Consider the following 20,724-nt stretch of genomic DNA (forward strand, 5'->3'; position numbering starts at 1 on the left):
TTTTGTGATTTTACCCTTTGGTTTTTAATTTCATTCCGGGTTTAATAGTATCACCACTAATACCGTTCCATTTTTTTAAATCTTCGGCAGAAACTCCTGGAAATTTTTTAGCTATTGAGTATAAACTATCACCATTTCTAACTACATAGGTCATTTGACCTGAAGTATTTTTAATTTCTTTTTGTGAGGCAACTCCGTAAAGTTTCAGTTTTTGTCCGTACATGATGGTGTTCGAACGCATGTTGTTCCACTTTTTTAAATCTGATACAGATACATCGTATTTTTGGGAAATTAAACCTAAACTTTCTCCTCTTTTTACTTTATGGTAGGTTGGTTTCGAAGTTGGAGAAGCTTCAGAACTATTGGGTTCTTCAACTGAAGTTGAAGCCACTGAAGTAGAACTGTCTTTTTCTAATTTGTTTTTTTCGTAATCAATGTACGCATATACTTTTTCTTCATTGGAAACAAAAACACCTATTTTGTCTTTTGATAATCTTAAGAATCTGGGTTTGTCTTCATCAAAAGGAATGATATTTAGTTTGTAAATGGGATTCAAAAACGAAATCTCATCTTCAGGAACATCAAAAAGGTCTGCAATTTGCTTGAAAGTCATTTCCTTTTTGATTCGAATAGTATCGGTTTCAAAATATGTTGTATGCGCTTTTTTTGGTTTTAAGCCGTGTTCTTTATGATATTCATAAATATAAAATGTAGCCAAAAAAGCAGGAACATAATTAGCTGTTTCTCTTGGTAAATATTTTCTTATATTCCAATAGTTTTGACTTCCTCCAGAACGTCTGATGGCTTTTGAAACATTACCTGGTCCAGCATTATAAGAAGCTAAAACCAAACTCCAATCTCCAAAAATTTGATAAAGACTTGATAAATATTGGCAAGCAGCTTCTGTAGCTTGAAGTGGATCAAAACGTTCATCAATATAAGAAGTAACTTCTAAATTAAATTGTTTTCCTGTTGGATACATGAATTGCCACAAACCTGAAGCACCTACTCTACTTCTTGCTTTTGGATTAAGAGCAGATTCTACAATTGCTAAATATTTTATTTCAAGAGGTACATTGTATTTGGCTAATTTATCTTCAAACATTGGAAAATAATATTCTGATATTGCCATTAATCGTTCAAAACCTCCTTTTCTATTTTTAAGAAAAGATTTGATTACATTTTCTAAAGCTGCATTGTATTCGATGTTAAAAGGAGATTTATCATCTAATTTTTTTAATCGTTTTTTTAATAATTCTGTAGACAGGTCAAAAGTTACGGTTTCATCTATATCTAAAGTTGAAACATCGTTATATAACTCATTGAATGGTTGTTGATTAGTTAATTCTTGCAACCATCTATCGTCTATACAATTACTCGTATTGTGATCGTTAAAAGTAGCTTTAATAGAATCTAAAAAGGATAATTTAATAAATTCTGGTTCCACAAAATTATTTTTTGTACTTTCTTGAGCAAAAGCTACAATAGGAACTAGTAAAAACAGAAATTTTTTAATCTTCATTTTTTAAATTTTTTAATAGATTTAAAGGATAACTTAAAAATCTAATAATTAGTATTTAGTCTTCTAAAATTGCTTGAATTCCAGGCAATGTTTTTCCTTCTAACATTTCTAACATGGCACCACCACCAGTAGAAACATAACTCATTTCGTCTTCTAGCTTAAATTGTTTAACAGCAGAAACTGAATCACCACCACCAACTAATGAAAAAGCACCATTTTTAGAAGCTTGACCAATAAATTGACCCACTCGTAAAGTTCCGTTTTCGAAAGAAGGCATTTCAAAAACACCTACTGGACCATTCCAAAGAATTGTTTTTGATTTTAGGATTACCTCTTCAAAAATTTCTAAAGATTTTGGACCAGCATCTAAGCCTTGCCAACCGTCAGGAATTTTATTTACTTCAACAATTTGTGTTTTGGCATCATTTGAAAAAGAATCGGCAGCAATTACATCTACTGGAATATGGATTTGTACATTTTTGGCTTTAGCTTGTTCTAAAATTTCTAATGCCAATTCCATCTTATCATCTTCACATATAGAGTCTCCAATAAAACCACCTAAAGCTTTAATAAAAGTATAAGTCATTCCACCACCAATAATCATATGATCCACTTTATCTAAAATGTTCTCAATAATTGTTATTTTAGAAGACACTTTTGAGCCACCCAAAATAGCAGTAACTGGTTTTTGAGAATCTTTTAAAACTTTATTTATGCTTTCAATTTCTTTAGCCAATAAAAATCCGAAACATTTATGTGTTGGAAAGAATTTTGCGATAATTGTTGTTGAAGCATGAGCTCTATGTGCTGTTCCGAATGCATCGTTAACATAAATATCGCCATAAGAGGCTAATTTTTTAGCAAAATCTTCATTTCCAGCTTCTTCTTCAGCATAAAAACGTAAATTTTCTAATAAAACTATTTGACCTTCTTGTAAGTTTTGACAAATAATAGCGGTTTCATCTCCCATACAATCTTCTGCAAAAATTACATTTCTTTCTAAAACTTCTTCTAATTTAGAAATTATATGTTTTAATGAATACTTGTCTTCTTTACCTTTTGGTCTTCCAAGATGCGACATTAAAATTACACTTCCACCTTCATTAAGTATTTTATCGATAGTTGGTTTTGCAGCTTCTATACGAGTTGCATCTGTCACTTTAAAATTTTCATCTAAAGGAACATTAAAATCTACTCTAATAATTGCTTTTTTATTTTTAAAATCGAAAGTGTCTAGTGTTTTCATGTATCTGTTTTTTTTTAATGGTATTGTTTGGTATAGCTTTTATATAAAATTTTGGTTTCTACTTATTTTCTATTAGTGATTTTACAATGCTATTTTGCAAATATATTTAATATTAATTTAGAATGAAAGAAAATTAAAAAAGACCCATTCCTGAGTCTTTTTTTAAAAGTAATTTAATTTTTTTAGCTGAGTTCTTCCTCAACTTTTAATGCGACCATGAGTTGTTTGGGACAAAAAGGTTTTGTTTGTAAAATTACTTTTGTATTATCTGTGATTTGTGTTCCTATTGTGTTTATAGGCATTATCCAAATGTCGTTGTAATATTTTCCCTCAACATTGGAATAATACAAGCTGCATGCACTTGACCAATTGTTGTGTTTGCTTACATAAACATATCTGTAATTGTTTTTTGGGTTTATGAAATAATTGGCATCAATACCCATACTTCTTAATTTTGCGGTAAATCTTACGGCGTTGGAATGAACTCCAAATACTCCAGCGACTACGTAATAACCTTCATCCATGTCGTCAATCTCAACTGTTGGACCTAGAAGCGCCGTAACTTTAGGTTTTGATCCAAATTTTTGTTGAGCTACTCTACTTAAATTTTCGCTAATTAACAATGCGTTATTTGTAATTGCTTTAGCTTCAGCTATTGGGTTTACTTGCGGTTTCTCTTTTGAAGTAACTGTTGTCTTAACCTTTGGATGATTAACTTCTGGAGCTTTTATAGGTTTTACTGTAGGTTGAGCAATAGAAACTTTTTTATTTGTTGCTTCAATTTCTGCAGATAATATTGGTCGTTCAGTAGCACTATCCACATTAGAAATTTCTTTTAAAGGCTTTTTGTTGTTGCTTGTATTAGATACCACAGTTTCTTTAGTTGTTGGTATTTCTTTTTTGATTACCGTTTCTTTAATTTCGGGCTTTTTATTAATCTTATTGTTTGAAACTATAGTATTATCTTCTTTATTTTCAATAAGTTGTACTTCAATATTAAAGGCGTTAAAAAATACAAAATATCTATCACCAACTGTCTTCAATTTTAAAGTAACTTCGTCTGTATTGTTTTGAATAACCGTATTATCAGGATTATTTATTGTTATTAAACTGGTGTCGTACCCTAAAGTATTTTTACTGTTTGGATTTCTAAGTGTAAAAAACTCATCTTCCACAACAATGTTACTGTTAAAAAAATTATTTTCTTGTTTTAACGAATTGCTTAATAATGTGAATTTTTCTGTGAACTCTGATTTAATTTGAAGTTGGTCACCAGATAAATTATTATCACCTTCTAAACCAGCACAAGCTAACTTTGCAATTACTTTACCTTCAGGTAATGATTTAAATCCAGTAAACGAAATATCTGTATCTTTGTCTGTTACGCCTGCAAAACCATCAAAAGAGGTAATGAACTTTGAAGTTTCAGTTTCATCTTCATAAACAAAAAATATAGTCCAACCTCCAGAAACTCCACCTTCAATTTCACCTTGAGTCGCTTTAATATTTGCTACGGTGTATTCTCCTGTTGGATCTTCTAAATCTTTAACTAAATAAGTAATATCGGCATAAACCGCATAAGGAGCGCTTTCATCAAAACCTTTTTTATTGATTCCATCAAAAATTACTTCCCCTTTGATGTCTACATAAGTATCATAGCTAGGAAGTTTTATTTTTATTTCATCAAAAGCTTCTCTATTTTTATCAAAAGCTTTAAATTTGTTCTGACTTTTTCTTACACCTGAATTATACTTGTAAGTTGCAGACCAATATAAACCTGCATATACTATTTTTTTATTTGGGCTGTTTTTAAGATTTAAAGTTGCAGCACTTGAACTGAAAGTTGAAAAGTCTTTATCAATATCGATATAGTACATTTTAAATTCATCGTTAAGTTTTGCTGTTTTTGTTGCGTTGTTATATGGAACATTTGGAGCGCCAGAATAATCTTTTCTATTTACAATGTTATTTGCAATTACCGTCATATCGCCTTTAACATAAGATTGATATCTAACTTTAAAAGGGACTGGTAATTGTGCTAACGAAATATTTGATGCAAAAAACGTTGCAATCATTAATACGGAAAGGAAAGATTTTTTTAGCATAACAATAGTATTTTACAATTTAACGACAAACTGAATTTAATAACGTAAAAAGTGTTAATAAAGTCTTTTGTTTTGTGAGCTATTTTTCACATTACTAAATTATCAATAACCAAACGTGATTTATCAACACCAAAAAAGTAGTTATCAACAATTTTTAAGTTGTTATAAACAAAATATAAAATAAAACCATCCGAACAGTGTTTAAAAGTGTAATTGGTAATAAAAAATTAGTAGATTATCTTGTTTCAAGTGTGGATAATCAAAGGATACCGCATGCTCAACTGTTTGTTGGCCCTGAAGGAATTGGCATGTTAAATACTGCCATTTACTATGCAGATTACATAATCAATCACAACAAAAATGTTGAAAACTCTTTAGAAAAGAGCAGGTCAAATCGTGTAATTGAACTAGCACATCCTGATGTTCACTATGTATTTCCTGTCATTAACACTGAAAAAATTAAAAAAGCCATTAGTGATGATTATTTACTTTCTTTTAGAGAATTTGTATTGAATAATCCATTTGGTTCCTTAAAAGATTGGCTTGATTTTTTAGGTTTAGAAAAAAAGCAAAGTCAGATAGGAGTAGACGAAATTCAGAGTGTTTTAAAAAAAATAGCATTAAAATCCTATGAAGGTGGTTATAAAATAATGATCATTTGGATGGCTGATAAAATGAACACCTCTTCCTCCAATAAAATTTTAAAGCTTTTAGAAGAACCGCCACAAAAAACAGTGTTTCTATTAATAACTGAAAAATTAGAGGATATAATTCCAACCATTCTGTCTAGATGTCAAGTCATTGAGTTCAATAAGCCAAATAATGCCGAAATAGAGGCTTTTTTAGTTAACAATGCTGTAGATGCTTCAATAGCTAAAAAAGCGGTTCATTTGGCACAAGGTGATGTAAATAAAGCCCTAAAACTAGCACATCAAGAAAATGACGAAAAACAATTTGAAGAATGGTTTATAAAATGGGTAAGAACTGCTTATAGTGCCAAAGGAAATGCTGCAGCAATTTTAAGTTTAATTGCTTGGGGTGAAGAAATAGCCTCTTATTCAAGGGATGTTCAAAAGCAATTTTTGAATTATTGCATTCATTTTTTCCGACAAGCGTTACTTGCTAATTACAATACCAAAGATTTGGTGTATTTAGATGCTGGTTTAGAAGGATTTTCTTTAGATAAACTAGCTCCTTTTGTTAATGGTGCTAACATTGAAGAAATATTTAAAGAAATTTCGGATGCCATTTACCATATTGAACGCAATGGAAACGGAAAAATAATTCTTACCGACTTATCGATAAAATTAACCCGTTTGATTCATAAGAAATAAAACAGTAATCATTAAAAACTCCTCCAATATTCGCTGTAAAAATTATTAGTTTGCATTAGTACGTTATGATTTCCTTGTTTTGTGATCGTTTTATTATCTAAAACATAAATTACATCAGCAATGTTCTTTAAAGCATTTAAACGATGAGAAATGAAGAAAATAGCACAATTGGGTTTTATCTTTTCAAATAAATTCATGGTGAAGTTTTCAGTATTTCTGTCCATAGCAGAAGTAGCTTCATCAAGAATTAGAAATTGAGGTTTTTTATACAAAACTCTTGCTAATGCAATGATTTGTTTTTGTCCACCACTTAAATTAATTCCTTCTTCTCCAAGAATGGTTGCAAAACTTTGTGGCAATTGATTAAAATAAACATCAAAACCAAAATCATTTAAAAACTGCATTATGTTTTCTGGTGTATCAATTGCGCCTAATAAAATATTATCAATTACATTTCCATTAAAAATGGTAATTTCTTGCGGAATTACGCCAATTAAATTTCTATAACTTTTTAACTCAATTTCATTTAATTTATGTTGATTATTTAGTATAATAGAACCATTTTCAAATGAATAAAAACGTTGTAAAATTTGTCCTAATGTACTTTTTCCACTACCACTTTCTCCAACAATAGCTGTAAATTTTCCTTTTTCAATGTTTATGTTTATGTTTCTAAATAATTCACGTCTTCCTGCAAATCGAAAAGTTAAATTTTTAATAGCTATTGAATTTATTTCAATCATGGGCTGTCCTTCTTCCTTTTCTTTTTCAATAGATGCAAATTCATACATTCTGTTAAAAGCAATTTTAGCTTCATTTATAGGAATGGAAATCAAAGCTAAATTTGCAATAGAAGGCATTAAAGAACCTACAATTCCTAATATTGCCATCAATTCCCCTAATTTTATTTCTTTATTAAAAACCTGAATAGAAGTATAAATCAAAACACCAATCAAAAAGAATACACTTGCCAAACCCGATTGCCAAGAAAGAGTAATATTAATTTTCCCTAAATTGATTATTTTCTCTTGAAAATTAGCAAAAATCACTTCATTGGTTTTATTAAAAACTTCTTGTTTGTTATCATTTTTTATGGTTGCAATGCCTTGAATGGTGTTGATGTAATTACTTTCGTTAAAAGCATAACTTTGCATGACTTCTTTTTGCGAATTGATTATTTTTTTATTACTTCTATAAATAATATAAAAGTAAATTGGCACACTCAACAACGAGATTAACCCTATTTTCCAGGAATACATAAACAAGAAAACCATTGAAATTATTGAAACTAAAACATCAATAACTAAACTACTAGCAAGCATTTTAATAACTCGTTGCACTCGTTGTGTATCATTTAAACGTGCTACTAATTCACCTATTTTTCGAGTGTCAAAAAATGGTTTTGGCAATTGTAATAAAGAAGTAAAAAAGTTAGTGTTAATTCTATTATTAAAATCTTTAGATTGTTGCAACAAAAAGAATTCTCTTAAAACCGAAATTCCAACTCTTGCAATCAATAAAATAGCTAATAATCCAATGCCAGAAACTAATTTTTTAATATTATTTGAAGGTAAAATATCGTCTATCAATTTTTGAGAAAACAACGACATGGCTAAACCTAAACCTGCCACAAAAACACCTAACAAAACCGAAATCCAAAGTAGTTTATAATCTTCTTTCAACAAGTTTAAAAACCATTTCTTTTGCGAATGTTTTTCGGTTTCAGTCTTTACAAAACTTTCATTTACTTCTAAAGTTAAACAACTTTTGGAAACCCAAATTTTGTCTAATTCGTCAGCTGTTAAATAATAAATTCCTTTTGCTGGGTCGCCAATTAAAAAACCTTTTTCACCATCATACGCATAACAAACTACATAATGTTGCAATTGCTCTTGAATCACAACATGCAAAATCACAGGTTGTTTATGGTCAATTAATGCCTGAATATCTGCTTCGCAGCCTTCGGCAGTAAATCCTATTTTGTTAGCCACTTGATACAATCCAAGCATGGTTGTGCCTTGTTTGGTTGTACCACTCAATTCACGCAGTTTCTCAATAGAATTTGTACCGCCATTTAATTTAATTAGGCTCATTAAACAAGCAACGCCACAATCTGATTGATCTAATTGTAGCGTATGTGTTTTCTCGATATGTTTTTTGTTCATTATTTTATTAAGATTTTGTCATGCTGAACTCGTTTCAGCATCTAATCATGCAGTAAAACTCGTAATTCCTAATTCGTAATTCCCAATTTTTTAATCAAATTTTCCCCTTTTATCTGTCCTTTTATTTTTTCAATCAAATTTTTGTCTTTGTCATACAACACTAAACAAGGCAAAGATTTAACATCAAAAGTAGTAGCGAAAGTAGCTTTTGAATCGCATAAAAAAGTAACGTTATCATAAGTATCTAATTGATGGTTATTTGCAAATTGTTTTATTTTTTCATTTTTTTCAAAGGAGATAAATAAGATTTGAGTGTTCTTAAATTCTGCTAAGTTTTCTTTTATCATTTTTGCTTCTTCATTGCAAAACTCACACTCGCTATTGTAGTAAACAAACATCAAAGGAGTTTTTTCCATTAAATTTGCGTTAGTAAACTTATTGTTATTCAAATCTTTATATTCAAAATTGGGTAAGGTTTGTATGTTTTTAGCAACTTCTTTTTTGTGGTTTATTTTGCTAATTACTTGGTAACCCATGAATGCAAGTAAGCTGATTACGAGTATTGGAATTATTATTTTTAGTGTTTTTTTCATAGTCAAGTCATTGCGAGGAGGAACGACGAAGCAATCTCTTCATTTTTTAGTTTAATGTTTGTTTTAAACGAAGTAATCTAAATTGTCATTATATCTATAACTTCTTCAAACAAATCATTCCAATTTGGATTACTGCTTTCTATAAGTTTAATTTTGGCAGCTCTAGAACCTCCTTTTAATTGTTTTTCTCTTCCAATGGCATCACCTATCATTTGAAAAGCTTCATAATATACTAATTTGTTTAAATTATATCTAGCTGAAAATGAAGTTGGATACCTTTTGTTTCTATGTTCTTCTATTCTTTGTACTATGTTAGATGTTACCCCAATGTATAACGTTGTATTGTTCTTGTTAGTGATGATGTAGATGAATCCTGGTTTCATGATTTTGAGATTGCTTCGTTGTTTCTCCTCGCAATGACGTTAACTATAATTCAAAGTAAAAAACATAACCACCACTACCCACAACAACAAAGCACTGCCATAACTTGTTGCCACAATTTTTAACCCAAAATCCATTGGGTTTTTTCTTGCTTCTAAATTTTTTGTAGGGCTTGCAATTTTACCAATATAATACGCCAAAACCAACCAATAAGCCAACTCAAACAAATTTAAAACTTGTAATGGGTAAATAAACCAAGCATCTAAACCTTTATAACCTACAATATTAAGGGCCGATAGCGGATAAAAATATTGTAAATCCTCTAATGTATAATTAATTTGGAAAAAGTAAAACCATACTATTTTAACAATGCCTACAATTAAAAAAACAAACTCTGCTTTTACTACAAGGTTAAACAATTGTTTGAAAGTAATTTTTATTCTTTTGTAGAAAAAACAACTTATGTAAAGAATACTCGCAATTATGGCAGTTTTAATGATTAAAAAAATAGGAATAATTGAATAAGACATCCATTCCCATTTTTTTTTACTTGTTAAAAAATTATTTATATATTTTATTGAGAATTCATTACCTAAATATGTAAAAAAAAGTTCATCATTTATTAAAAGAAAGTTTGTTAAATAACTAATAATAAAATATATAATTACGATAATAATAATTTTTTTTAAAATCATAAAAAATTAAATTTAAAAAAAGCTACAAGATTTTATCTTATAGCTTTTATCAGATTACTAATTTTTGTTTTTTAACTTTTTTCTAATTAAAATTGAATTAATTATACTCACAATTAATCCAAAAGAAGCTAAATAAAAATTTAAAGTTAATTGCTCAATAATAAAAAAATTATAGTAAAATAAAGCAATTAATAAAAATATCATTATTAAAACAAAAAAAGTATTTAATTTAATCATTTCTTTATTTTATCAGTTAAAATTTAATTAGCACATGTTTCGACAGAATTCACCCATAATGAACCTATTCCTAAACATGACCATAAAGTAATACCTGCTGGCCCTAATGAAGCAGCGGCGCCTGTAGCTGCAACAACAGCTATAACACTTGCAGCACAACCCCAAGCTGTTCCCCCTTCAAGATTTTCCATCTGATTTAATTCTAATTTTTTCATAATTTAAAAATTTTATAGTTAAAAATATTTCAAACATAGTATATATTTTACTAAGAAAAACAACAAATAAATAAAGGTATAGAAATGAATAAATAAGTGATTAATTATTCAGCATAATTGATACTATTTTAAAAATCTATTAACATCAATTAAATAGTAAATTATTGTATAATAGTGTATTAATAAATCAAAGCTAGTAATTCGCAATCTAAAGTAATTCTTAAATGAATCGTTATTTGCTCCATACAATAAGCAATGGAAACGGAAAATGATATTAACCGACTTATCGATAAAATTAACCCGTTTGATTCATAAGAAATAAACTAATCTTGTTGAAATGAAGCTTTGTAGAGTTTTAATTCTTCCCAAGTAAATTTATCTCCAACGGTTTCTTTTAATTCAGATAAACTTTCGCCTTTGAAATACTTAAAAACAACTTCCAATTGTTTTATTTTTTCGGCTGGAAGCAAATCGTTAATATTGATTTGATTTTCTTTTAAAAGTTTAACAAAATGACTGTAAATAGTGGTTTCTGTAAGCTTTCTTTTGGTTGCGATTTCAGAAACGGATAAGTTTTGTTTCCAAAAATCTAAAGTAATTTCAATAGTTGGTTTTTTATCTTCTTTTGATTTTTTGGCTTTTGGCTCGTAATAAGAAACGTCTGGATCCTCGTCAAACACACCAGGTTTTACTGAATGTAAGTCTTTGATTTGTTTAAGTTTAGAAAATTTGTAAGTCAAAATTTCATCTGAAATTAAGTTTTCTTTAGAAATTTCTTTTCCAGAAACCACCATCGCTAAGAGCAATTTTGCCTTCATTAATCGTTGTAAGGTTTTAGTTTGAGAATCTTCTAAATCATTCAATTCATCATAAAATGTTTTTACTTTTTTAATTCGTTTTATTTCGTCAATCTTAAGTAACAATTCGTAAACTAAATGATCTAAATCCTTATAAAAGTAGTTGTAAGCGGCTTCAAATCTTTCATTTATAAATTGAATATCAAATGTTTCCTTTAAAAATAAATTATTCAATTGTTTGATGAAATTTTGAGCTGGAGTTACTAAAGTTTCCATTTTATGGGATTGTATTTCGGCCCATTTGGTGTATTTTGACTTTGGAGACTTTGGTGCTTCCTCTTTGTAGCTGAAGCGATGATTTCTCCATTCTTGCGACAAATCTTGCCAATCAAAAGTAGCTTTTAAATAGTTAAAAAGGTAGTTTTTGGTTTCTTGTTCTAGTGATTTTTTAATGTATTCTTCACTGGCTTTTTGTTCCGAATAAAGCATAACATCACTATCGTTCGACAAACCATTCATTTGAATAGGAGCTAATAAAACCAAACCTTTAAGAGAACGTAAACGTGACAATGCCACATATGCTTGACCTGGTTGAAAAACTCTTGAGACATCTAAAGCCGCTTTATCAAATGTTAGTCCTTGGCTTTTATGAACTGTTATTGCCCACGCCAATTTTATAGGAAAATGAGTAAAAGTTCCTAAAACTTCTTCCTGAATTTCTTTAGTAGTTTCGTTGACTTTATACCTAATATTTTGCCATTCGTAACGTTCTACTTCAATGGATTTATGTTCTTCAGGAAAATTTACAATAATCTCATTATCAGAAAGGTATTTAATAATTCCCATTTTTCCATTAAAATAATTTTTTTCAAAAGAAAGATCATTTTTTATAAACATGATTTGAGCACCAACTTTGAGTTCTAAAACATCATCAACAGGAAAAATTTTGTCGGGAAAATCGTCCACAACATGAGCTTTAAAAGTAAACTTTTTGCCTTTAAGTTCATTAATAGCTTCATTATTAATGGAATCCGCTTTTTGATTGTGCGTGGTTAAAGTAATAAAACCAGGATTATTTTTTAGGTCAAAACTTGGATTTACAAATTGGTTTAAAACACTCAAATCTGCTTTAGTTATGGTATTATTTCGTAAATTATTAAGCACTTCAATAAATTCTCCATCGGTTTGACGATAAATTTTGTCTAATTCGATGTATAAAGGAGGATTTTGCTGCACTACATGCGAATGAAAAAAGAATTTACCTTGATAATACTTTCTTAAAATTTCCCATTCTTCGGGTTTAACTATAGGTGGTAATTGTAATAAATCTCCTATAAAAAGGACTTGAGCACCACCAAAAGGAAGTTTGTTTCTTCTTACAGATTGCATCATAAAATCAATAGCATCTAAAAGATCTGCACGCAACATACTGACTTCATCAATAACTAAAAGTTCAATATTTCTTATTACGTTTCTTTTAGAAGCACTCATTTTAAAGTGTCTAGAAAGCGTACTTTTAGATTCAAATTTTATAGAATTGGAAATGTGTGGAGCAGTAGCATCAGGAATAAAACCACCAAAAGGCAATTGAAATAAAGAATGTATAGTAACACCACCTGCATTAAGAGCTGCTATACCGGTAGGCGCCACTACAGCTGTGTTTTTATGGGTTGTTTTTATAATCTCTTTAAGAAGTGTGGTTTTACCCGTTCCTGCTTTTCCGGTTAGAAATACAGATTTATTGGTCTGGTTGATAAACTTTAAAGTATATTTAGCAACGGCTGATATTGAGTTCATTGGCTTATAATTTAAGCTATAAAAGTAATAAAAAATGCAAATAAAAAAACCTCATTAAATAAATAATGAGGTTTTAGAATGGTAAAAATGATAAATTTACTTCTTATCATCCTTTTTAACTTCTTTATCTTCAGTAGTTTTAGCTTCTTTATTTGGAGTATAACTCTCATTTAAAAGTTTAGTTAATTCTTCAGTAATATCGTATTGATCTTTAGCATACAAAACAGTAGCAATATTTCCAGTTCCATAAACATAATCAAAACCCTGTTTTTTTCCGTAATCTTTAATAAAAGTTTTGATTTCAGTAACTAAAGAATCCATTTCAGCACCACTTTGTTCTTGTATTTCTTTGTACATCGCTTGTTGCTTCATTGATAACTGTTGTTCTCTTTGTTGCATTTCCATTGCTTTTTCTTGAGCCCACTGTGGCCCTTTTACTTGTGCTTGTCTTGAAGCAAATTGATAATCCGATTGAAACTTTTTTGCTTCGGCATCAAGTTCTCTTCCCATTTCTTCAGACTTTACTTTATATTTTTCTTCTAAATCAATTGCTTTTTGGTATTTTTCAACTAATTTATCTGTATCAACATAAGCTGTTTTTAATCCTGTTGATTCTGTTGTTTGATTACATGATACAATTGCTAATCCTAAAGCAATAATTAATAATTTTTTCATTTTTGACTTTTTGTTAATTTTTATTGAAGAACTGAAAACCAATTCAGATTTTTAAAATTTTCGGTAAATGTAAACAATTGAAAATAGTAATGCAAGAACTAATTTTTTACTATTAGATTAACTTATTACAATTTAATTATCCATAACTATAACTTATTTAAAACAATACATTTAAAATCGATTTAAGAAACAATTTAAAAACAGCAAACAAAATAGTTGGTTGAGTTAAAAAGATTTGAATAAAGGTAATTTAAATCGTTTTTAGACGTTTTTTATGATATAAATGTGAGAAGAAAACTCTTTTTTTACAATTCCTGAGCAATTTGACAAGAAACCATAAAAAAAACCTTTAATGAAATTTATTTTTCCTGTTTTGTGTTTTTCAGAAAGTAAGCAAACATAAAAACTATCAAACCACATAGGTTTAACTTTGTGTAACTTTAAATTTTCATTAGCTACTAATTTTTGAATACTACTTTTGGAAAAATGCCATAAATGTCTTGGAACATCATAAGCAGCCCAAAATGATTTGTAGTGTTTGGCATCAAAAGAGTTATAATTTGGAACTGCAATAAATATAGTTCCATTTGGTTTTAGTAATCTTTTTAAAGTTTTGATTTGATATTCTAAATCGGGAACATGTTCTAAAACATGCCACATTGTAATTACATCAAAAGAATTATTATCTAGTTCTTCTAAAATATTAATGAAATTAACTCCTTTTGAAACGGCAATATTTTTGGCTTTTTCGTTAGGTTCAATTCCAATGCAATTCCAACCTGAATTTTTGACTTGATATAAAAAGTCTCCTGTTCCAGCTCCAATGTCTAATAAATTTCCTTTTAAAGGATTATCTTTTGTAATCAATGCCACTTTATTCTTTAAAGCATTTGTCTTTACTATATGATATAATTTTTCAAAAAATGTTCGTTTTGAATCTGTATGGGAAATATAATCTTCACTTTCATAATAGGAGGGAAGTTGCTCTAAAGAGGGTTGAGGATGTGTTTTTAATAATTGTAATTCTTCATCTAAAAGCAAATCAAATGATTCTTTTGTAACCGAATGGTCTTTAACTTTAATAAAAACATTATTAGGAGAAAAATTCATATTTTTTATAAAACTGATATAAATGTAGTAAATATAGTAGTTAACAAAGTTTGTTTCACGTGAAACATTTGATTGCTGATAGTTGATTAACGATTTTAGATTTTTGAAGTTTCTTGAATTCTTAAATCAAAAATCGTTAATTTACATTCTTAAATAAATTATCTTCCCATATAAATTAACAAAACGGAAATATCACTTGGAGAAACCCCACTTATTCTTGAGGCTTGAGCAATTGTTTTTGGGCGAATTTTGTTGAACTTCATTTTAGCTTCTGTAGAAATTGATTTAATTTTATTAAAATCAAAATTATCGGGAATGATTGCATCTTCTAGACGATTTAATTTATCGGCATGTAATCTTTCCTTTTCAATATAACCAGAATATTTGACATCGATTTCAGCTTGTTCTATAATTTCATCATCTAATACGTTAGAATCAATATAATCAGAAACTTTCTTAAATTTAAGAATATCTTCTAATTCAATATGGGGTCTAGAGAACACTTTAAACATTTTGTCAGGTTGAGACATTGGACTGGAACCTTTAGCTTCAAGAATTGGATTTGCTTCTTGTGGTTTAGCACTTGTTTCTCTAAAAAACTGAACCATTGCATCAGATTTAGAAAACTTTTCTTCCATACGAATTAAACGATCTTCAGAAGCTAAACCTAAATCAAAACCTTTAGGTGTTAATCTAAAATCTGCATTATCTTGACGTAATAGAGTGCGATATTCAGCACGTGAAGTAAACATACGATAAGGTTCTTCAGTTCCTTTAGTGATTAAATCATCAATAAGAACACCAATATAAGCTTCATTACGCTTAAGAATAAATTCTTCTCTATCTTGGACTTTAAGAGCTGCATTTATCCCAGCCATTAATCCTTGAGAGGCTGCTTCTTCGTATCCTGTAGTACCGTTAATTTGTCCGGCAAAATATAAGCCTTCAACTAATTTTGTTTCAAGCGTGTGTTTTAATTGTGTAGGAGGGAAGTAATCGTATTCTATAGCATAACCAGGTCTAAAGAATTTAACTTTTTCAAAACCTTCAACTGAACGTAATGCTTTAAATTGAATATCTTCAGGTAGAGATGTGGAAAAGCCATTTACGTATACTTCAACCGTATTCCAACCTTCAGGTTCAACAAATAATTGATGTCTGTCTTTATCTGCGAAACGATTAATTTTATCTTCAATAGATGGACAATATCTTGGACCAATACTTTTAATTCTACCATTAAACATGGGACTTCTATCAAAACCTTCTCGAAGATAATCGTGAACTTGATTAGAAGTGTATGTCATGTAACACGACTTTTGATGAGTCAAGGGTTTTATACTTTGTAAATAAGAAAACTTATGCGGTTTTACATCACCTGGTTGTTCAGACATTTTAGAATAATCTAAAGAACGACCATCAACTCTTGGTGGAGTACCTGTTTTCATTCTTCCAGCTTCAAAACCAATTTTAACCAAATCTTCTGTGATTCCAAATGAAGCACTCTCTCCTGCACGACCACCACCAAACTGTTTATCTCCAATATGGATTAAACCATTCAAAAAGGTACCATTAGTTAAAACTACTGTTTTTGATTTAATCTCCAAACCGAGTGATGTTTTGATTCCCACAATCTTGTTGTTTTCAATCAACAATCCAGAAACCATTTCTTGGTAGAAATCCAAATTAGGAGTTCCTTCTAACATCAATCTCCATTCTTCTGCAAAACGCATTCTATCACTTTGAACTCTTGGAGACCACATCGCAGGTCCTTTTGATTTATTCAACATCTTGAATTGAATGGCTGTTTTATCAGACACAATTCCAGAATAACCACCAAGTGCATCAATCTCTCTAACAATTTGACCTTTTGCAATTCCACCCATTGCAGGATTACAAGACATTTGTGCAATGTTTTGAAGGTTCATTGTAACGAGTAGAGTAGAGCAACCCATATTAGCAGCTGAAGCAGCAGCTTCGGAACCAGCATGACCTGCACCAACTACAATAACATCATATTTTTCTTGAAATATACTCATTGTTCCACGTGAAACATTTAAATTAATATTATAAGATGTTTATTGTTGTTCCACGTGGAACAAAGCAATTTTTTCATCTTCTTTTTGACGCATCAGTTTTGCGTCTTCATCAGTTTTATCTTTAAAACCACAGTAATGTAAAATACCATGTGATAGTACACGTTTTAATTCATTATCAAAAGAAACCTTATAGTTTAAAGCGTTTTCAGCGACTCTTTCTGTTGAAATAAAAATATCTCCTTGTACTAAATTTCCGACTGTGTAATCAAAGCTAATTATATCTGTGTAAGTGTCATGATTTAGATATTCTATATTGATATTTAGAAGATAATCATCATCGCAAAAAATGTAATTAACTTCTCCTTCTGAAAAACCTTCAGATGTTATAATTTTAGAAATCCAATTTTGATAAACATCTTCGTTTTCTATAACAAAATCATTTTCGTAGTTAAATGTAATCATTACTTATTAAAATATTCTTTGACTTTTTGGTCGTAATTTTTTTGCAAAGGTAAACTTTGTCTGTTTAATATTTCAATGCTTTTTATATAATCTTGTAATTCCTTTGGTAGGGTAGAAGCATTATTTGAAAATTTATCAACGTTTGTGTTAGATTTGCGCTTCACATCTTGACCTTGTTGTTGGATAGCATTTTCTAATTTTAATAATTCATGTTTAAGATTAAGCATTTTTTGAAGTGTTTCATTTTTAAAACCTTTATTAATCAATTGCTTTTCAATATCTTTCATTTGATTGAGAACATTGTTACCATTAATACCTTGTTGTTCTAATGATTTTTGTAAGGCATCACGCAATTGTTGTTGTTCTTTTAAAATCTCTAATATTTTACCAGCGTTGCCTTCTGAACCTTCACCATCTCCTTCGCCATTTTCACCTTTACCTTTACCTTCTTTTTTACCATCACCAGGTTTTTCACCAGGTTTAGATCCTGGTTTTTCACCAGGTTTCATGCCTTCTTTCATCTTTTCAGAAAGACCATCTTGTTCTTTGATAATATCTGACAGCTGTTTACCTGAGCCTTTACCCTTTCCAGGACTAGGCTTACCTTTGCCAGAACCAGACATTTGCATGTTCATGTCATTTTGCACATTGCTTAACATATCTGCTAATTTGTTTGCGCTTGTTAAAACATATTGTTGCAGTGCAGCACCACGTGAAGTATTAGATTCTGCAATAGTTTCTAAAGATTTGTCTAAATTGTAATGTATGTTTCCGATTTCATTTAAAACTACTTCTGAAATCATAGGATTTCTCATGGATAAAGAAAAAATACTGTCATCAACATGTTGAAATTGAACTTTAAGTTCTTGTTGTTTCTTTAGAATTTTATTTATCGTCAATGATCTTGATTGAGATTGTTTGGTAACAACAATTAAAGTTTCCTCTTCATTAGAGAAGGCTAAAAGATTATCAAGAATTTGTCTTAGAACTTTAGCATCTTCGGCCATAGAATCCATCTCACCAGATTCCATAGAAGAAGACATTTTTTGACTCATATCCTTCATCTTCTTGGAAGCTGATTTTTGCGATTTAGAAGCTTTAGGTTTGTCATTTTTTTGTAAATCTTCTTCAGACTTTTGAAGATCTTTATCAACTTCTTCCTGTTCATTTTTATCATTTGGGATATCCATAGGCTTCTTAAGATCCTTATTATCTTTGTCCAATTCTTGAAGTTCCTTCTTTAATTTATCAAATTCATCAGCAACCTTTATTTGATCTTCTAAGTTAATCTTGTTTTCATTAGCTAATTTGTCTTGTTTATATGCTAACTTATCTAATTTGTCTGCAATTTGTTCTGCTTTCCTTTCAACATAGAAACGTTTGGTAAGTTCAACCAATTGTTCTAAATTCTTTGATTGGTTTTTAGAATCTTTTTTTAATTTATCAGCTTTATCAAATAGTTCATCGTCTTGCAATTTCTTTTGAAGTTCTTCTAATTCTTTTAAAAGCTTTTCGTTTTTTTCTGATTGTTTTTGACTTTCATCTAAACGACGTAATAATTCTTCTTTTAATTTATCTTCTTCTTTTGGATTAAAATTCTCTAGATTTTCTAAAAGTTTTTTAGAGAATTCTTTCATCATATCATCTTGAGATTTTTGTTTCTTAATGAAATCTTCAATTTTCTTTTGATCCTTGAAATCAAGATTAGCTTTCTCCTTTTTCATTTTTTGGAGTTTATCTAATTCTTTTAATTGCTTGTCTTGATTATTTAATGACTTTTCTAAACTGTTAATATTATCATTTTGATCTTTTAATAATTCATCTTGTTTTTGGTCATAAGTTAATTCATTATGCGAAAAAACAGAAGATTTACTTGATTTGTAATTATTAACAGCATCGTTATCAAAAACTTCAAAATAATAATCATAAATAACTCCTTTTTCAACGCTTAAACCATTTGGAAAAGAATATACAAACTGATCAACCGTTTGATTTTTTACAGGCAATGTTCCACGTTTAACCAACTGTGGTTTGTCTTTTGGATAATACACAACTTGTAATTTACTCAAACCATAATCATCCGATAATTGACCAATAATATATTCTTTATAGATTTTTAAACTATCTGGAGTTTTGTCGGCTGTAATAAATGGAAACTGGTCTTTTACAATATTAATTTGGTAATCTAAAGTTTCAAAGTTTTTTAACTTATCATTTGATGTTACTAATTGATATTCAAAATTTTGACTAATATTTTTAGAGAAATTGAATTCGCCATTTAAAGATGAATAAATAGATTTTTTATTGTCTGAAATAAAAGCAACATCAGTAGTTGCCAAAGTTGCTAATTTCCAACGAATGGAAGTTCCTTCAGGCACAATTGCATTACCAGTACCTTTGATGATTTCTGATTTACGTTTCAAATAACTTGGATAAGATAAAATCATTTCAAAGTTATTGATAGTAGGAACGTTAACTACTTTTAAATTATAATCTTTCGAATTAATTGAATTAGCTTTCAAACTAAAATTTACATCTGAAATTACATTATCAAACTCATATTGAAACTCTCCAGGATTCGTGTTTTCCAACAAATATTCTTCTTCACCAATTATAAGCAAAACATTTTCAGGAATAATAGTTCCAACAGTCTTAACTTTTAAAGTAAAATCTTTGTTTTGTTGGGTAACCAAATCTTTATTCAAAACCACAAACTGAAAAGGAGCTGGTGTAACATATTTTGTGTTATAATTCACAACTCGGTCCAAACCTTGAGAAATAATTTTAGAATTTCCAGACACAAAAAACAATCCCAATAATAATATAGGAACAATTGCATAAGGTAAAAATTTCTTGTTTTTATTAAAATTAATTGCATTTGAGAAAGGAATTGGACTTAATGTTTCAGCTTTTTGATTGATAGAAGCTAAAAGTAATTCTGAATTTTCTTTTTGATTGGATAACTGTAAAAAATTGGTCAGTTTATCATTTACTTCACTAAAGTGATTACCTATAATTAAAGAAGCTTGTTCATAATTAATTCCTTTTTGAAGTTTGAATAATTTGAACAATGGAAATAAAATAAATCGAACTAGTAAGAAAACTTGAACAACAACAAACAACCAGAATAAAATAGTTCTTCCAGATGTTGGTAACCAAAGAAAATACTCCACTAATATGGTGAATAGAAAATACATTAATCCTAAACCAACAAAAAGAATAATTCCTTTTATGAGTTCATTACTATAATACCTCTTGATAAAGGCTTCTAATTTTTCAAAAATAATTGATTTTGTTTCCAAATTGTTAATAGTCTGTTTATAACCGATAAAAATACAATTAATAACGTAATAA

Annotated in this window: 15 protein-coding genes; 1 reads left to right on the forward strand and 14 read right to left on the reverse strand. The window is 29.2% G+C overall.

Going from position 1 to position 20,724, the window contains the following annotated elements; translation table 11 throughout:
* Nucleotides 1-10: 10 nt before the first annotated feature.
* From ACTF56_RS00225 to ACTF56_RS00235, 3 genes are all read right to left on the reverse strand, one after another.
* Nucleotides 11-1,522 carry a LysM peptidoglycan-binding domain-containing protein gene (locus tag ACTF56_RS00225; RefSeq protein WP_438964890.1) on the reverse strand — a complete coding sequence of 504 codons (1,512 nt, stop codon included), beginning with the start codon at nt 1,520-1,522 and terminating at the stop codon, nt 11-13.
* Between the two features lie 55 nt (nt 1,523-1,577).
* Nucleotides 1,578-2,768: a phosphoglycerate kinase gene (locus ACTF56_RS00230; RefSeq protein ID WP_438964891.1), complete on the reverse strand. Its 1,191-nt coding sequence runs from the start codon at nt 2,766-2,768 to the stop codon at nt 1,578-1,580.
* A 182-nt stretch (nt 2,769-2,950) separates the two neighbouring features.
* Nucleotides 2,951-4,873: an SPOR domain-containing protein gene (locus ACTF56_RS00235; RefSeq protein ID WP_438964892.1), complete on the reverse strand. Its 1,923-nt coding sequence runs from the start codon at nt 4,871-4,873 to the stop codon at nt 2,951-2,953.
* A 197-nt stretch (nt 4,874-5,070) separates the two neighbouring features.
* Here ACTF56_RS00235 and ACTF56_RS00240 point away from each other — a divergent pair, with 197 nt between their 5' ends.
* Nucleotides 5,071-6,207, forward strand: a complete 1,137-nt coding sequence (locus ACTF56_RS00240) for an ATP-binding protein (RefSeq protein ID WP_438964893.1) — start codon at nt 5,071-5,073, stop codon at nt 6,205-6,207.
* Between the two features lie 11 nt (nt 6,208-6,218).
* Here ACTF56_RS00240 and ACTF56_RS00245 read toward each other — a convergent pair whose 3' ends face one another.
* From ACTF56_RS00245 to ACTF56_RS00295, 11 genes are all read right to left on the reverse strand, one after another.
* Entirely contained in the window at nt 6,219-8,372 is a 2,154-nt protein-coding gene (locus ACTF56_RS00245; RefSeq protein ID WP_438964894.1) for a peptidase domain-containing ABC transporter, read from the reverse strand.
* Nucleotides 8,373-8,440: 68 nt separating this feature from the next.
* Nucleotides 8,441-8,965, reverse strand: a complete 525-nt coding sequence (locus ACTF56_RS00250) for a peroxiredoxin family protein (RefSeq protein ID WP_438964895.1) — start codon at nt 8,963-8,965, stop codon at nt 8,441-8,443.
* Nucleotides 8,966-9,042: 77 nt separating this feature from the next.
* Nucleotides 9,043-9,348: a GIY-YIG nuclease family protein gene (locus ACTF56_RS00255; RefSeq protein WP_438964896.1), complete on the reverse strand. Its 306-nt coding sequence runs from the start codon at nt 9,346-9,348 to the stop codon at nt 9,043-9,045.
* Between the two features lie 39 nt (nt 9,349-9,387).
* A complete protein-coding gene (locus ACTF56_RS00260; RefSeq protein WP_438964897.1) occupies nt 9,388-9,876 on the reverse strand; it encodes a hypothetical protein in 489 nt (162 codons plus the stop codon).
* Nucleotides 9,877-10,301: 425 nt separating this feature from the next.
* On the reverse strand, nt 10,302-10,493 hold the full coding sequence (locus ACTF56_RS00265; RefSeq protein ID WP_438964898.1) for a hypothetical protein: 192 nt from the start codon (nt 10,491-10,493) through the stop codon (nt 10,302-10,304).
* 323 nt (nt 10,494-10,816) lie between these two features.
* On the reverse strand, nt 10,817-13,087 hold the full coding sequence (locus ACTF56_RS00270) for a helix-turn-helix domain-containing protein (protein WP_438964899.1): 2,271 nt from the start codon (nt 13,085-13,087) through the stop codon (nt 10,817-10,819).
* Between the two features lie 96 nt (nt 13,088-13,183).
* Nucleotides 13,184-13,762, reverse strand: coding sequence for an OmpH family outer membrane protein (locus ACTF56_RS00275; protein WP_438964900.1), 579 nt, complete (start codon nt 13,760-13,762; stop codon nt 13,184-13,186).
* A 261-nt stretch (nt 13,763-14,023) separates the two neighbouring features.
* Nucleotides 14,024-14,872 (reverse strand): class I SAM-dependent methyltransferase, encoded by an 849-nt coding sequence (locus ACTF56_RS00280; RefSeq protein ID WP_438964901.1) that lies wholly within the window; start codon nt 14,870-14,872, stop codon nt 14,024-14,026.
* A 158-nt stretch (nt 14,873-15,030) separates the two neighbouring features.
* A complete protein-coding gene (gene mnmG, locus ACTF56_RS00285) occupies nt 15,031-16,908 on the reverse strand; it encodes a tRNA uridine-5-carboxymethylaminomethyl(34) synthesis enzyme MnmG (RefSeq protein WP_438964902.1) in 1,878 nt (625 codons plus the stop codon).
* A 39-nt stretch (nt 16,909-16,947) separates the two neighbouring features.
* Nucleotides 16,948-17,370 carry an rRNA maturation RNase YbeY gene (ybeY, locus tag ACTF56_RS00290; RefSeq protein WP_438964903.1) on the reverse strand — a complete coding sequence of 141 codons (423 nt, stop codon included), beginning with the start codon at nt 17,368-17,370 and terminating at the stop codon, nt 16,948-16,950.
* The gene (locus tag ACTF56_RS00295) at nt 17,370-20,672 is read right to left on the reverse strand and encodes a hypothetical protein (RefSeq protein WP_438964904.1); all 3,303 of its coding nucleotides are present in this window, start codon (nt 20,670-20,672) and stop codon (nt 17,370-17,372) included. Before ACTF56_RS00295 ends, ybeY begins: the two co-directional genes overlap by 1 nt.
* Nucleotides 20,673-20,724 lie beyond the last annotated feature (52 nt).

Origin of the sequence: Flavobacterium sp., from assembly GCF_965657075.1 — a bacterium.
GTDB lineage: Bacteria > Bacteroidota > Bacteroidia > Flavobacteriales > Flavobacteriaceae > Flavobacterium.

Coding starts and splice junctions, on each gene's coding strand:
- ACTF56_RS00225 (WP_438964890.1), bottom strand. CDS start 1,522: ATGAAGATTAAAAAATTTCTGTTTTTACTAGTTCCTATTGTAGCTTTT.
- ACTF56_RS00235 (WP_438964892.1), bottom strand. CDS start 4,873: ATGCTAAAAAAATCTTTCCTTTCCGTATTAATGATTGCAACGTTTTTT.
- ybeY (WP_438964903.1), bottom strand. CDS start 17,370: ATGATTACATTTAACTACGAAAATGATTTTGTTATAGAAAACGAAGAT.
- ACTF56_RS00270 (WP_438964899.1), bottom strand. CDS start 13,087: ATGAACTCAATATCAGCCGTTGCTAAATATACTTTAAAGTTTATCAAC.
- mnmG (WP_438964902.1), bottom strand. CDS start 16,908: ATGAGTATATTTCAAGAAAAATATGATGTTATTGTAGTTGGTGCAGGT.
- ACTF56_RS00250 (WP_438964895.1), bottom strand. CDS start 8,965: ATGAAAAAAACACTAAAAATAATAATTCCAATACTCGTAATCAGCTTA.
- ACTF56_RS00245 (WP_438964894.1), bottom strand. CDS start 8,372: ATGAACAAAAAACATATCGAGAAAACACATACGCTACAATTAGATCAA.
- ACTF56_RS00260 (WP_438964897.1), bottom strand. CDS start 9,876: ATGTCTTATTCAATTATTCCTATTTTTTTAATCATTAAAACTGCCATA.
- ACTF56_RS00280 (WP_438964901.1), bottom strand. CDS start 14,872: ATGAATTTTTCTCCTAATAATGTTTTTATTAAAGTTAAAGACCATTCG.
- ACTF56_RS00275 (WP_438964900.1), bottom strand. CDS start 13,762: ATGAAAAAATTATTAATTATTGCTTTAGGATTAGCAATTGTATCATGT.
- ACTF56_RS00265 (WP_438964898.1), bottom strand. CDS start 10,493: ATGAAAAAATTAGAATTAAATCAGATGGAAAATCTTGAAGGGGGAACA.
- ACTF56_RS00230 (WP_438964891.1), bottom strand. CDS start 2,768: ATGAAAACACTAGACACTTTCGATTTTAAAAATAAAAAAGCAATTATT.
- ACTF56_RS00255 (WP_438964896.1), bottom strand. CDS start 9,348: ATGAAACCAGGATTCATCTACATCATCACTAACAAGAACAATACAACG.